General features: G+C 42.9%; 10 protein-coding genes and 1 pseudogene. 2 read left to right on the top strand and 9 right to left on the bottom strand.

Features of this window, described 5'->3' with window-relative positions:
• Nucleotides 1–117 precede the first annotated feature (117 nt).
• Nucleotides 118–1,287 (bottom strand): D-alanyl-D-alanine carboxypeptidase family protein, encoded by a 1,170-nt coding sequence (locus tag R7Q41_RS06430; RefSeq protein WP_318144472.1) that lies wholly within the window; start codon nucleotides 1,285–1,287, stop codon nucleotides 118–120.
• Nucleotides 1,288–2,470: 1,183 nt separating this feature from the next.
• Nucleotides 2,471–3,328: a glutathione-dependent disulfide-bond oxidoreductase gene (gene yghU / locus R7Q41_RS06425; protein WP_005373705.1), complete on the bottom strand. Its 858-nt coding sequence runs from the start codon at nucleotides 3,326–3,328 to the stop codon at nucleotides 2,471–2,473.
• Between the two features lie 253 nt (nucleotides 3,329–3,581).
• Here yghU and R7Q41_RS06420 point away from each other — a divergent pair.
• Nucleotides 3,582–3,701: pseudogene (locus R7Q41_RS06420) on the top strand (dihydrofolate reductase); the annotation flags it as partial.
• 64 nt (nucleotides 3,702–3,765) lie between these two features.
• Here the strand turns inward: R7Q41_RS06420 and R7Q41_RS06415 are convergent.
• The 3 genes from R7Q41_RS06415 to R7Q41_RS06405 form a co-directional block, all read right to left on the bottom strand.
• Entirely contained in the window at nucleotides 3,766–5,220 is a 1,455-nt protein-coding gene (locus tag R7Q41_RS06415) for a sucrose-6-phosphate hydrolase (RefSeq protein ID WP_213917193.1), read from the bottom strand.
• 31 nt (nucleotides 5,221–5,251) lie between these two features.
• Complete coding sequence (locus R7Q41_RS06410) at nucleotides 5,252–6,175, bottom strand: aminoimidazole riboside kinase (RefSeq protein ID WP_318144424.1); 924 nt, start codon at nucleotides 6,173–6,175, stop codon at nucleotides 5,252–5,254.
• Nucleotides 6,176–6,340: 165 nt separating this feature from the next.
• Nucleotides 6,341–7,780 (bottom strand): sucrose-specific PTS transporter subunit IIBC, encoded by a 1,440-nt coding sequence (locus R7Q41_RS06405; protein WP_213917192.1) that lies wholly within the window; start codon nucleotides 7,778–7,780, stop codon nucleotides 6,341–6,343.
• 235 nt (nucleotides 7,781–8,015) lie between these two features.
• On the opposite strand from R7Q41_RS06405, the gene R7Q41_RS06400 reads away from it, so the two are divergent.
• Nucleotides 8,016–9,002, top strand: a complete 987-nt coding sequence (locus R7Q41_RS06400; protein ID WP_053349295.1) for a LacI family DNA-binding transcriptional regulator — start codon at nucleotides 8,016–8,018, stop codon at nucleotides 9,000–9,002.
• A 63-nt stretch (nucleotides 9,003–9,065) separates the two neighbouring features.
• Here the strand turns inward: R7Q41_RS06400 and R7Q41_RS06395 are convergent, their stop codons facing one another.
• The 4 genes from R7Q41_RS06395 to R7Q41_RS06380 all read right to left on the bottom strand — a co-directional run bounded on the left by R7Q41_RS06395 (nucleotide 9,066) and on the right by R7Q41_RS06380 (nucleotide 15,139).
• Nucleotides 9,066–10,439: a carbohydrate porin gene (locus tag R7Q41_RS06395; RefSeq protein ID WP_213917201.1), complete on the bottom strand. Its 1,374-nt coding sequence runs from the start codon at nucleotides 10,437–10,439 to the stop codon at nucleotides 9,066–9,068.
• A 740-nt stretch (nucleotides 10,440–11,179) separates the two neighbouring features.
• A complete protein-coding gene (locus R7Q41_RS06390; protein WP_213917191.1) occupies nucleotides 11,180–12,058 on the bottom strand; it encodes an alpha/beta hydrolase in 879 nt (292 codons plus the stop codon).
• 32 nt (nucleotides 12,059–12,090) lie between these two features.
• Entirely contained in the window at nucleotides 12,091–14,034 is a 1,944-nt protein-coding gene (locus R7Q41_RS06385) for a TonB-dependent receptor domain-containing protein (RefSeq protein ID WP_033906196.1), read from the bottom strand.
• A gap of 151 nt (nucleotides 14,035–14,185) precedes the next feature.
• A complete protein-coding gene (locus tag R7Q41_RS06380) occupies nucleotides 14,186–15,139 on the bottom strand; it encodes a LysR family transcriptional regulator (protein ID WP_017819843.1) in 954 nt (317 codons plus the stop codon).
• Nucleotides 15,140–15,344: the final 205 nt, after the last annotated feature.

Genomic DNA, 15,344 nt, shown 5'->3' with positions numbered 1-15,344 from the left:
GCGTTTTAACGCAACGAGTATTCCAAAAACGTAAGGCGACCACGTTGGTCACCTTAGTAAATTGATTTAATAGAACATTAACAAGATAGAGTGATATAGACAGAAGTTCGCTACTGTTTAGAACCAGCTAGCGACCAATTGTTTAAACCAATCTAAAATTCGCTTGAATAAACTGCCTTCCTCCACGGACTCCAATGCAACGAGCTCGGCTTCATTTGCGACCTTACCTTCGACTTTGTAAAGCACTTTACCAACCACTTGTTGCTCAGAAATTGGCGCAACTAAATCACCGTTGTATTCAACTTCCGCTTGCAGATTTTTTAAATCTCCTTTTGGCAAAGTGAGATAAACATCGTTAGCTACGCCGACAGTAAGCTCGTCTTTTTCGCCCATCCAAACTCGAGCTTTCGCAAGTTCCGCACCCGCCTCAGTCGGCATTACCGTATCGTAAAAGCGGAAGCCATAACTTAACAGCTGCTTGCTTTCTGATTCACGAACATTCTCACTCTTCGCTCCCATCACTACAGCAATCAAACGCATATCACCTTGTGTTGCAGAAGTCGCTAGACTATAACCCGCACCACTTGTATAACCAGTTTTCATGCCATCGACATTCATACTACGATCACGAAGCAAGCCATTACGGTTGTATTGAGTGATGCCATTGTAAGTAAACGAGGTTTCGCTATACAGCGGATAGATATCAGGTAAGTCACGAATAATCGCTTGGCCCAATTTGGCAATATCATAAGGTGTCGAATATAAACCGTCACTGTCTAGGCCGTGAGGGTTGGTGAATGCCGTGTTAGACAATTCAAGCTTGGCGGCCCAACTATTCATCAAACTCACAAACCCTGATTCACTTCCCGCAACATGCTCAGCAATAGCAACACTGGCATCGTTACCAGATTGAACAATCAGACCACGGTATAAGTCAGACAAAGAAACGGAAGTATTGACTTCAATAAACATTTTTGAAGAATCTGGGAAATTTTTTGCCCAAGCATTTCGGCTGATGACAACCTCATCATTCAACGTAATATTGCCTGTATTAATTTCTTGACCAGCTACATAAGCAGTCATCAACTTCGTTAAACTCGCGGGGTTTAAACGTTTGTGGGCATCACGTTCAACCAGTACTTTCCCCGTATGGAAGTCCATCAAAACATAACCACGAGAACTGAGTTCCGGCGCATTTGGCACAACTGAAGGCGCAGCATAAGCCAACGAGGATACAGCAGCGAACCCTGTAATTAACACTGTGTGTAATATAGTACTTTTTCTCATCATGACATCTTATCTTAGTAGCATTTAAGGCTTACAAACGGTACCCGAATGAATTCAAAGCGCGGGATTACCTAGTTAAAAAACGAGTATATTGAAACGGCGCTCAGTTACAGCCACCTTGTTACGATTGGTTACTTTTACTCAATGTTTGTCGAAAATAATGAGAGGTAGGTAGAGCTTTCGTCTTGAAGAATGAAACAGGAGCGAAAATAATTCCGTAACGCTATGTTTTTTGAGAGGGGAGAAAAAGCGCGCAAGTCAATTCAGGGAGTAAGTTGGTATAGGAAAAGTAGTTGAGCTTTTATCCATATCTAAATAGGAAACAACAAAAACAATCAACAATAAGCCCAGCTAATTATTTACCAAGAAAACATATTGAAAACGCATCATAAAATCGTAATTAATTATCGATAAATTTAAAAACCTAATATTATAATTTATGCAAATTTCATTTATTATTAAACTGGAGAAAAATACAGCTTTCCTTTTTTAAAACTAAGAGACGATTTTTTCGATGTTTTTAGGTTTATCTCATCAGAGAACTTGGTATAACAGTGAGGGATAAGACATCCGGACTTAGCGCGAAAGGATAACCCACTGTTATTTAAGTTCACACGCTGCTTTTTAATGACTAGAGACTTTAAACTGCGGTTACCTTCGGTTTGTGCGGCTATTCTTTGACGTATCCCAACCCAGTACGACTCAAACGACGACATCATACATATCCTCTTTCATGATATAAGCATTAATAATTAAACATCGCTAAAAGCTAAGCTTGTCTTAAATAAAAGTACTAGAAATTGATTTTATTTCTTCAAAACAAATCAACCCGCATATTCCACATAAATTTAGTGGTTATGTCAAATATTAATTATCATTAATTTCATTTATAATGGATATAAAATCAGTTTATAATTTTCAAATAATTTAATTATTAGAAAGCAGTATGACCAGTCCATATTTAACATGGAAATATGAGCTTTGTTTTGCATCATAATATATAAATACATTAAAGATTCATCTACGAACTAAATGCTCTTCAAGAGGTGATATAAATTAGCATTTCGATACTAAATGAGAATAAAAATAGCGCACCGTATATGGTGCGCTATAGATTTGATTAAGGTCACTGTATAAGCATAGATAAAACTAAACTCATTTGACGTAGCTAGGCCAAGATTGCTTATGGTTTAAGTTTCAATACTTTATCAATATCTTCTGCGCTGTGGCGCTCAGGTAACTGCTCCCATTCTTCACCCCATGAACGGTTCACAATTCGACCACGTTTTACCGCTTCACGCTCATCAATTACTTTTGCCCAACGCACAACGTTTTTGTAGCTTTCTACGTCTAAGAATTCAGCCGCATCGTAAGCACGACCCAACACAAGGTTGCCGTACCATGGCCATGTTGCGATATCAGCGATGCTGTACTCATCGCCACCTAGGAATTCATTGTTCGCAAGACGCTTGTCTAATACATCTAACTGACGTTTTGCTTCCATTGTAAAGCGGTTGATTGGGTACTCGAACTTCTCTGGTGCGTACGCGTAGAAGTGACCAAAACCACCGCCTAGATATGGCGCAGAACCTTGCAGCCAGAATAACCAGTTCATTACCTCAGCACGCTTAGCGCCTTCTTTTGGTAAGAAATGATCAAACTTCTCTGCTAGATAAAACAAGATGTTGCCAGATTCAAACACGTTCACTGGCTCAGAACCCGAACGGTCAACCAATGCCGGAATTTTAGAGTTTGGGTTAACAGCCACAAAGCCAGAGCCAAACTGGTCGCCATCGCCAATCTTAATCAGGTATGCATCGTATTCTGCTGCCGTTACGCCAGCCGCCAAAAGCTCTTCAAACATGATCGTCACTTTCTGACCATTTGGGGTACCCATTGAGTAAAGTTGGAATGGGTGCTCACCAACTGGAAGCTCTTGCTCATGACGTGCGCCAGAATCCGGACGGTTGATGCTCGCCCACTGACCGCCGTTTTCATTATCGTTTGTCCAAACTTTTGGTGGAATGTATTCGTTAGCCATTGTTTTCCCTTATTGTGTTTGAATGCATCTTCAAACTGACGGGTCTTACGCGCCAGCAAGCATTATTAACATCACCTCTTCGCCAACTGCGATTAGGCATACTCAAGATATTAGGTCGAATTCGCTAAATAAAAGTCCTGTAATCTCTTTTAGTTAGAACCTTTGGTTATGGGATTTTCTTTCACGCTATAAGTAAAAACGTCACGGTAATGTGAACTAGGTTCGAGATGCCAACGATGAGTAAGCTACACTCGGCGGCGCACCTCTATTTGGGGATTTAGAACAACCGCTAAACTTCAAAGTCACCAAGAATGAAGTTGTTCTGGATACCTTAGTTCAAACAACTTACGTGCGTGATAGGCAGTTAAGTTAGATAGTTAGAAAGAAAAACGCCCTTCACTAAATCAATGAAGGGCGTTTTAATGTATTCGAAACCGTTACTTAGCTGATTCAAACAAACCAGAAATACCTTTCAAAGGGAAAAGCCTTGCTTGCTCCAACCCTCTCAACGTTACCGTATTGAGGTCATCAATAAAGAAACGACTGGTCATCGTGTGTTTGCCGCCATTAATGAAAATCTCGATGACAGAATTGTCGATATACATCTCAATCGTCTGCTTAGCGTCCAATCTTGGTGCTTTTCGAATACCACCAAATTCTTCTGCGTACAAATGAGACATGTGACGACGGTCCAGCATAAACTCGTGCTCTGTCGCACTAAAGACGATGTTGTCACCTTTGAGGTTACTCAGCTCAAGTTCAAAGCCATCGCCCTCAAGGTCTAATTGGATCAAACAACTTGTGCTTTCCAGTGTATGGGACTGTGCAAAGACCACCTCTTCTTTTCTTAAACTCTCCAATTCAGGGAGTGGAGTTTGAACAAGAAAACCATCTTTCAACGTTAGTTCTCTAGGAAGAGACAACATTCCTGCCCACTGGTGTGTGACCGATGGTGTGTCGATTTCTGGCAACCCTATCCATGCAATAAGAATGCGACGCCCATTCTCATCTAAATAGGTTTGTGGGGCGTAGAAATCAAACCCATAATCTGGCTGTAAAATATCTTGGTGGTTTTCTAAAGTCATCGACTCTAGGTTCAACTGATCACCCACGATATACGCGACAGAATAGATGTTTTTGAAATCATAAGGATTACTACTGCTCACGCCCTGTGGAGAAAACAGCATCACCGATTGACCATTAATCTCAAAGAAATCAGGACACTCCCACATGTACCCAAGGTCAGAGAACTTGGTCTTGATAGGACCTTTATGCTGCCACGTTTTCAAATCTTTGCTTTGATAGAGCGCCATAGAACCATGCTCGGTTTTGGTTTGAGCACCCACCACCATCAAATAGTCGTCGCCTTTCTTCCAAACTTTTGGGTCACGAAAGTGCTCCGTGTAATGTTCGTTCTCAATGACTACACCGTGCTTTTCAATGCTGCCGTCTGAATCCATGGTGGCAAAACACTGTGTTGGGATTCGATTCCAGTTTTGGTCACGCTTGTTGCCAGTAAAAAACAGCAAAGCCTTGTTGTTTTCCACCAAAGCGCCGCCCGAATAGACACCATGTGAATCGTAGTCTTGGTCGGGATGAAGACCCACGCCATGATCAGTAAAATGGATGAAGTCTTTAGTAGAAAGGTGATACCAATACTTCATTCCATGGACTGGTCCCACAGGCGTCCACTGGTAAAAGATGTGGTGCTCACCATTGAAATAGCACAACCCATTTGGGTCATTTAACAGCCCAAATCTAGGGGCGATATGAAAACTAGGAAAGCCTTTATCTTGCTGACGTGAAAGTGTCATTTCTTCGATATCACACTGAGGGATTTGCTCAAGTCGGCGATATCTTTGCTCTACAGTCCAACGGTTGTTTAAGCTCATAATTTTTCTCAACTGAAATTGGATCTGAAGATCATTGCCCTATAAATTGCAGCAACTCTGTCTGGGTCGGAAGCGCGGTCATTGCGCCTTTTTGCGTCGTCGCTAATGCACCACAGCCATTTGCCCATTGAATCGCAGAGCTAACAACAGGATGATTTTTCCAATCGTCATGCCGAGACAGGCATGCCAGTAGCCCTCCGACAAAAGCATCACCCGCACCTGTGGTGTCAATCGGACTAACGACTTGACCTGTGATCAGTTCACTCTGACTTTCAAAGACGCGCCAAACACCTTTCGCACCTTGTGTCACCAAGACCAAAGCAATATTCAAAGAGGCTATTTGTTGTAAACCTTGCGCCATCGACGTTGAGTCAGTTAAGAACAAAAGCTCTTCTTCAGAGAACTTAACCACATCGGCCATCGCTACAGCCTTCATCACGACAGCTTGGATTTCTGATTGATCTTGCCACACTTCATCACGCAAGTTAGGGTCAAAGCTAATGAAACCACCAGCGGCTTTTGCTCTTTTGATCGCCTCAAATGTGCTGCTTCTACTTGGCTCATTTGCCAGTGAAATTGAGCAAACGTGTAGCCAGTCACCTTGCTTAAAGTTTGGGATGTCTTCAACAGACATAAACTGATCAGCGCTCGGTTTTACCATAAATGTAAAGCTGCGTTCCCCTTGATCGTCTAAATCTACCACCACTGTTGATGTTCTTTGCTCAGGGTCTTTAACGAGAAACTCCGTGCTCACGCCCTTTTGATCGAGCGTTGATTGCATGAAGCGACCAAATGGGTCATCACCTACACGTCCAAAAAACGCACTCTTACCAGATAGACGAGCAATTGCTACGGCGACATTCGCTGGTGCACCACCGGGACATTTGAGTAAAGAAGTCTCAGATTCCGGTATTAGATCGACAACTGCATCACCAGTTACCCATACTTGATTCATCTTGCTTACCTTAAAATTAAAGCCCTGATAGTCCAACGTGTTGAACACCTTCACTACCAAGTAAAAATTGAAAAAGGCTAGCCAAGCCATTAGTGCTTGGCTAGCACCCCAAACATTTAGGAAAAGAAGTGGATTTTGGGGGACTCCACCCTTAAGGAGTTCAGATTAAGCCGCTGCTTTTTTACCGACTTTAGCGCGGTCACGCATACCAAGAACAATGGTGAGAACAAATGCGGTCAAGAACGCGATCACCATACCCGCGATGTAGTACCCAATCTTCTCTGGCGTAATGGAAATGATGCCTGGAAGACCAGCTGCGCCCAATGCCTGAGCTTTCACATTAAACATTGTGATGAACGCACTTGATAACGCCGCAGCGCAAACTGCCGCAATAAATGGGTAACGTAGTTTTAAGTTAACACCAAACATAGCCGGTTCTGTAATACCCAGCAAACCCGTAACACCCGATGGAATCGCAATACCTTTCATCTTCTTATCTTTGCTCATCACGCCCACCGCCAACGCTGCCGCTCCTTGAGAAACGTTAGACATCGCCGCAATAGGAAAGATAAAGGTGCCGCCCGTCGTCGCAATATCCGCAAGAAGTTGAGTTTCAATCGCAATGAAGCTGTGATGCATACCAGTAATAACAAACGGAGCATAAATAAGACCAAATACCGCACCACCAACAAAGCCAGCTGTGTTGTATAGCCAGTTCAGACCATCACCCAATAGGAAACCGATATCACGCGTGAACGGACCGACGACAGTAAACGTCAGCAAACCCGCTATGAAAATCGCCAGTAATGGCGTTAAAAGGTTGTCTAAAACAGAAGGGATGACTTTACGTAAGCCTAGCTCAACCTTCGCAAGAATGAATGCCGATACCAAAACCGGTAACACCGAACCTTGGTAACCCACTTTTTGGATTTCAAAGCCAAGAATATTCCAAACCGGAATGTTGCCAGACACAGATGCGTCGCCGAATCCCCAACCATTCAGCAAGTCAGGGTGAACCATCAACATACCTAGCGCCGCCCCTAAATATGGGTTACCGCCAAACTTCTTACTGGCTGAAAATGCCAGCAGAATAGGCAGGTAAACAAACGGCGCGTTCGCAAACGTGTTGATCATGTTCGCCAAGTCTGTCAGTCCTGGGTTGGCATCAATCAAAGATTTGCCATCAATGAACAAGCCTTGAGCAGTCAATAGGTTATAGATACCCATCAACAAACCACCAGCGACGATTGCTGGAATGATTGGAACGAAAATATCAGACAGCCCTTTCACCGCGCGCTGAACAATGTTTTGTTTCTCTGCGCCAGCAGACGCAACGTCGTTGGTGGACATTTCACTCATCCCCGTCAACTTCGCCATTTCTGCATAAACTTGGTTTACGATGCCAGATCCAAAAATGATTTGGTACTGACCCGCAACTTTGAACTGCCCTTTTACTCCTTCAAGGCTATCAATCGCTTGTTCATCTATTTTTTGCTCATCTGCAACGGCAAGGCGTAAGCGTGTCGCACAATGCGCAAGTGCGGTGATGTTGCTTTTACCACCTAATAGAGTTAACAACTCTTTTGCTACTGCCGGATAATTCATTTCATACCCCATTGGATTATTATCTGAGCTTGCGAAATTTTCGGGAACGTTTGCAAAACAGATTTTTGCTCAATAAAACCAAATGATCAAAGATAAAGCAGAGAGAATGTGAGAATGATCGTCAAATTCTCTCCCTAAGAGCAGTATAGGAGGTTAGAATCGCTACTTATCAAAGAGCTTTTCATCTTCTCTTTGCAAACAATCCCAAAAACGAAAAACAGAATGGATAGGAACAATGGCGAGTCTGCATGATGTCGCCCGTCTGGCTGGCGTATCAAAATCAACAGTGTCACGGGTTATAAACGATGAATATGGCGTAAAAGAAGCGACAAAACTGAAGGTCCGCCAAGCAGTAGCGGAATGTGGCTATGTGCCGAACCAAGTCGCTAAAGATCTAAAATCTCAAAAGACCAATCTGGTTGGTGTCATTGTTCCTCGGGTTTCCTCTCATGCCACATCCCAAGGTGTCGATGGATTAACCGATGTCCTTGAAAAAGCCGGGAAACATGTCTTACTTGCTAGCACTCACCAAGCCCACGAAAAAGAACTGGAATACATTCAGATCTTTAACCAAAAACGGGTTGAAGGGATCATTCTTTACGCCACCCACCTCGATTCCAAGCTGGTAAAAGCAATTCAAAACTCAGCCGTCCCAGTTGTGCTCGTCGGTCAAGATGGTTCCATGTTTAATATTCCAAGCATCATTCATGATGACGCACGAGTAGGGTTTGAAGCGGGAAATAGACTGGTTGAAAAAGGTTGCCAAACCATGGGTTTTATTGGTGTGCAAGGTGACGATATCGCGGTAGATAAGCAACGCTCTGAAGGATTTGTTCAAGCGCTACAGCATCATGGTTTTGAGCTCGCCTTCCATGCTCGTGGTGACTTTACCATCGATTCTGGCTATTCATTGGCAAAACAACACTTAACAAAGAACCCTAAGCTAGATGGCTTGTTCTGTGCGACAGACCGTATTGCTATCGGTGCGATGAGAGCGATTCAAGAGCTCGGGTTAACACCGGGTAAAGACGTTTTAGTGCTAGGCGTTGGTGATGATGAGCTCGCATCAGTGTGCACCCCAACCTTATCAACATTTAACTATGCATTTGATAAAGCAGGGGAAAATGGTGCGAAACTGTTACTAGATAGAATTGCCAACAGAAGTTTTGAAATGAGTAAGATGGTACTAACCTTCAAAACTATTGAGCGTCAGTCCTGTTAATGAAAAAGCGCCAACTGAAATCAGTTGGCGCTTTTCTTATTACTCTTTGTAGGTTAGGTCCCTTTAGAACCAAGTTTCCATTTGCAGTGCAAACAGAACTTCACCACCATCACCCATCGTTGCAGCACCCGCATCCTGGCTAATCGAGTAGCCATTCAAGTCTTCGCTCCAATCAACGTAGCTAACTGCAAAACGTAGCTCCGGACGGTCAAAGAAACCTGCAGCGGTAGACATCTTAAGCGTTGGTGCAATTGTCGCTTTGTAAAAACTGCCACTTGCTTTATCAATCGCATTGTCTAGGTCCATGTATTGGTATGAGCCTTCATAAACCATCTCAAAGTTCTGCGTAAACTCTTGCGCTAAGCGGATGTTGAACGATGCCCACGTAAATTCATCATTTTTAGCAAAGCGATCTTGGCTGTGTTCTGCTAGCAACGCAGGTGCTACACGCCAGTTGTCGCCGATGCGTGTTACACCATAGCTGAACAAGCGTACGGCTTTTGCGTCTTCTAACAAATCTCCGTTTGAACCGATGCCTTTAAGTTCCGCACCCAGTCCATCACCCATCAAAATACCGGTTTTAGAGAAGCCTTCACTCATGCCAAAGAAGTTATCGCCATGGTAAGCAAACATCGCATGTAAACCTTTGTCCGCTGCGCCTTCTACGCGATCATTGTTATCAGCTGACGTCATGCCGTTCAGCATCAATTGCCAATTACCGAAGCGGTTGTTCATTGTCGCGATATAGTTTTCAACATCCGTTGACGAGCTATCAATCTCACCAAAATCTCGACCATAGATCGAGAAGTTTGCTTTCCATGATTCGCTCATTTGGACGTCATACACACCAGCACCAGTGCCAGATAAGAAAACAATATCCGAGTCAAAGAAGTGAATGTCAAAGTTATCACGATCAAATCGTTTACCAGCCCAAAACGTCGCGTCAGCAAAAGCTCTTGATTCAGAGAACATACTCAACTTGTTTAGCTCAGCATATACCTGACGAACGTTTAATTGACTCTCGCTCGCCGTCCATTCGTTATTGGTTTCCGTACTATCTGCCAACATGATTCGGAACAATGCGCTGGAACCATCATCTGCAAAACGTTTGTGAATAAGGTTTGCTTCCACATAATGATCATCCTCTACCCCTAATCGCCCAACTGGAGCGCCAATAGCACCAGCTGCCGTCATGTAAGGACCAGTACCCACTGCACCATTCAGATCGTCATTAATCAGTAGCCCGGAACGAGCGTAGCCATGAAACTCAAAGCTTGAGGCTTTCTCATTTGCTTCTGTGGATGCTTTTTCTGTCTGCTCAAGTCTCTGTTCTAATTCATTAATTCGCTTTTCAAGAGCGTCAACATCTGTTGCTGCGAATGCAGGTGCAGTAACCATTCCAAGCGCTACTGCCATCGTCAAAGTGTGTAGTTTCATTTCCATAGTCTCACGTAAATTTATACTTAGGCGTATTGCAAACGTTCCCAAGGAAAAATCGCAAACTTATGGTGACTTTAAATGTCCATCTAAAGCCTGAATTTCAGAGCGCTCGTACTCAGAGCGTCTCTACTACTTATATCAATGAGGGCGATAATATATAAACTTTTCGGGAACGTTACCGTTAAGAGGCCATTTTGTTACTTCTATCACGTTCAATTGTGTTACTTACAGAAAAATCATTAACCAGCGCACATTTGAATTAATTGTTAGCGCTAGAGGAAGTAGTTTGAAGGTGACAGGCTACAAAGAAGGAGTTTAATGTTCATTTGAGAGAATACTCCCTCGCTTCCCTATGCTACTTGATGGTAACTCATCTCTATTTATTGATGAAAAGTAGCAGCTAAGGTTGAACGTAACTAAGAGCGAAGCGGATCTCGATACCTCATTTCAAACAACTTGAAAGGCTGTTAAGACGAGATAAACGACCTTCATTTTCTGTGAAGAGCGCTTTGTTGTTCTAATTCAAGCTAACGAAACACTTTTTTGGACAGAAGTACGTTAGAATACATACCCTAAAGTAGTCATAGATTTATTCAACCACTGCCTGAAAATGAGCCAGCCGCTCCCATTAATCAGAATGATAAAATGCCCAATAGAGATACATGAAAAAGCCAACTGTAATCACAGTTGGCTCAGTATTTCCCCTTGAACTTTTAAGCCTTATATTGACTAGAGCGTTAGTTCGGAAAGTGTTTATTTAAGAAGTCCAAAACATGAGTAACGTACTTCTCGGTATCAAAGACAGGTGCACTGTGTCCTACACCTTCTTCAATGAAAAGTTGGTTGGTAACTCCATGCTCATCAAGCTTAGCCTTAAGTATCTCACTTTGAGATAGAGGCACTCGCTTATCCAAGGTGCCGTGTAACTGTATATATGGTGGAGTATTTTCATTCACATAACTCGTCGTTGATGCTTTCTTGGCAAGCTTTGGAATATTGTTTGGAATATCTCCTAAGAAACGAGATACAGACGATTTTTTGCTGGTTTTCTTGCCACCTTTATTACTTAACTCAAGTAAATCGGTAGGGCCAAAAAAGCTTACTACGGCTGAGACCTTGTACTTTGGTGGCTCATAGAAATCTACTTGGTTGTATGCCGAGTTAGTCGCACCAATAAAGCCAGCGAGGTGCCCGCCAGCAGAGCGTCCCATTATCACAACATTGTCCGCTTTAATACCGAGCTTTTCAGCATTGTCGTACAAATAGTTCAGTGCATCATTAATGTCTTGTACTGGTTGAGGAAAGATCGCTTCTCCACTTAAACGATAATCAACTGAAGCTAGCGCATAACCTTCATTCAACACAGACTGAAGTAATAATGGGTTCTTTTCTGGGATGGCGTCTTTGCTCCCACGTTTCCATGCACCACCATGTACCCAGACTAATAACGGGTAATGAGTATTTGATTCAACCGAAGGCGTATAAAGATCGAGTTTAATCTCTCTTTCACCTACAGTTTTGAACAAGATATCCTTCTCTACATTGAACTCCCCAGCCAAACAGACAAAGGGCATAAGTAGCAGAGAGGTCATCGCAGACTTAATTTTCGTATTCATTGTTTTGTTATTCGCTTAAAAAAGTAAGTAGATTAGAAAGTCGCTTCAGCAGCTAACCAGTAGCGTCGGCCATCTTCAATGTAGCCAAACTCTTCCTCTGTGATTTGCTCATCGAACAAGTTATAAACCGCTGCCATTAACTTCACATTCTTAGTTACACGCCAGTTCACACCGAGATCCACGTAAGTAATAGAAGGTGCCAACGTTCTTGTGCTATCACTAGTGATGTTGTTTTTCTCTTTGCCTTGATAGTTCATGCGGGCCCATGAAGCAACATCATCACGCACTGCCCAATCACCATTAAGTGAGAAGATATGTTCAGGTGCTTGTACAAGAGGCAAGCCATCATCATCGTCATTAGTGTTCTTTTCACTACGAGTATACGAGTAGGTTGCACTTAGTGTAATTGACTCTGTAATACCCTTAGATACGGAACTTTCTGCACCATAGCTGTTCGCATCATCAATGTTGACGTAAGTGCGGTCGCAACTTCTGCTATCAGTACACGTCGGATCGACAAACTCACTTTCGATCTTGTCTTTGAAGTCGCTGTAAAACAAAGTAATGTTTGCAGAAAGGTCTCGCTCATTAACGTAATACAGTCCCATCTCTGTATTGATGGAGGTTTCTGCTGTTAAGTCTGGATTACCGTAAATAGAACAACGCCCTCTACAGCTCTCTTGAACCCACTCTTCGTCCATTTGTGTCAAACTAGGTGCTCGATAACCCGTAGACACACCACCTTTTAGCGTCCAACTAGGGTCAATAGACCAGACCCCGTAAGCTCTTGGGCTAAATTGCCCGTCAAAGATCTCATTGTCGTCGTAACGTAAACCAAGGGTGAGAGCGAATGTATCCGTGAGATACCACTCGTCCTCAGCAAATACTGCCCATTGCTTGTTTTTAGAGGTCAATGACAGTTTATTATCAGTCAGATCCTTTTGCTCGAAAGATGCGCCCAGTGTTAAGTAGTGAGCATTAAGAGGCAGACCCCATTGCGTATTAATTTGACTATTCTCGACTTCTTTATCTGCACCGATATTTTTTACTGTTTCATTACTGATAAATGAAGAACTTGTACCCCAAGAGTAGTTTCCGTCGTGGCTAAAACCAATAGATTGGCGTTCATATTCTCGTACTGCAACTTGAGACTCTCGCTCCACTGATTTACCTAGAGTGGTCTCTCGCTCTTGGTTATGATTGGTGAACTCCAGAGTAAAAGTGTCATCCGAGGTAGGTGTGAGGTACAAAGAAGCTCGATAGTTGTCGAGTGTCTTACCTGCATAACCACCTTCAATTTCATCTTCTTTTCTTTCCTGATACAGTCCAGTCAAAGAAGTACTCAACAGACCATCAATGACAGGGCCAGCAAGGTAAAGCTGCCCTTGATAGCTATTTCCAGATTTTGAATTTTCTTGAAGCGTCGTTTCTGCACGCAAGCTTCCGTGCCACTCTTGATAATTTTTACGCGTAATAATATTAATCACACCCCCCAAAGCATCAGACCCATAAAGGGTTGACATAGGGCCACGTACAACTTCAATACGTTCAATTGCACTCAACGGGGGAAGCCAGTCTTGTTCAGTAAACGTACTACCATTAGTTTGAGTTTCTCGACCAGACTGCTTCCTGCCATCAACAAGAATGGCCGTATATTGAGCAGGCATACCTCGAATTGAGATATCTTGGCCATCACCACCTCCTGTAACGGTTACCCCAGGTATATCACTTAAAGCATCAGTCAAATCTTTATATGAGCGATTTTCAAGTTGCTCTCGGGTGAGAACACTTATTGTTGCTGGCGCTTCTGTGACATTCTGTTCGTAACCAGAGGCTGTAACCACTACGGTTTCCATTGCTGTTGTATTGATACCAGTCTCAGGTAACTGGTCATTTGCAACAACGACCATAGGTACAGTAATACAAGCAGAAACAACTGATGTAGAAAATAGAGAGTATGTGAAAAGAGGCTTCATATTGAATAGGCTTAAAATGTAATTGCATTTAATAATTATTATCAATTAAACCTGATTATCATAATCACTGACAAGTTAATCACTATCGAGAAAAGAGAATATCACTATCCAATATACGAATAGTTAACCACGAATTACCCGATATAAGCATTTAAGCTAAAGTATCGGTTCCAACATAGAGCTGTTTAAAGATCTCTCGTACCCATTCACACATAGGATCATCGTTAAAGCGTTTGTGCCAATATAGGAAGACTTCTTGAAAGTCCAACTGTAGCTCGGCAGGTACTTCTCGAACGATCAAGCGAGGGTCTTGACAAGCTGCCTCTGCAAAAGGTGTCGGTAGATGAAATATAATCTCAGTCTCCGCAGCGATACTTGGAGCAGAACTAAAGTTATTCAGTTGCACTGGCGCTGATAAACGCTTTTTTTTGTTCGCTAACCCTAGCTCTTGGTATTTATGCTCAAACGACAATCGCTTCTCACCCTGCAAAGAGACTTGTCCAAAGTCAAATTCGGCCAAACGCTCTGGAGTTAGCTCTAAATCGGCCAGTGGATGATAGCGGCTCATAAGCAAACGGAAAGTACGCTTAGCAACAACCATTCGATAGATATTTTGCTCAGAGCTTGGCGGTTGATGAGAGGAAAGTGCGAAATGAACATCTCCAGCCACCAACGCATCAAAATGACGTTTTGGTGCTGAGTCCAAACTGACCTTAAGGTTTGGAGCCTCTTGCCGAATCTTAGCGATAACCTTAGGCATTAAGGTATTAATCTGAGGAAGAAGGCCGTAAACCTTAACGGTGCTTGATACAGTGCTCGGATCAAACGAGTCTCTATGGGCAAGTTTTTCTAAACTGGTAATCACATTATTGATGTCTTGCCTTACTGACTCTGCTTTTGGAGTCAGTTCATAGCCGTATTTCTTGCGCACCAGTAATTCGTCATTAAAGAAAACTCTCATTTTTTGCAGTGCTCGACTTACCGCAGACTGGCTCATATTTAAAGCCATAGCGGTGTTAGATACATGCTTCTCTTCGAGCAAGTGCTTTAAAACAAAGAGCAAATTCAGATCAATTTGAGATAAGTTCACGTCAATACCACCCATCAAGCTTCCAGTAGGTGGTATAGTACATAAATCTCTAGAGTTTGTGGTAAGTGTTTTCGATACTACAAGGCACTATTGAAACACAAGTCTGGTAGCAGGACAGTTTCCGTGCTAACACGAAAAGGGGCGTGCGACGTGAGGTCGTATGAAGCGCTGTTCACCGCTCAACGAGTGAACCATCTGTATCACCAGATGAACCTAGGAC

Origin of the sequence: Vibrio sp. 2096, assembly GCF_033339595.1 — a bacterium.
GTDB lineage: Bacteria > Pseudomonadota > Gammaproteobacteria > Enterobacterales > Vibrionaceae > Vibrio > Vibrio alginolyticus.
Note: the sequence above shows the minus strand (reverse complement) of the source record. Positions and strands in the feature narration are given on the sequence as shown.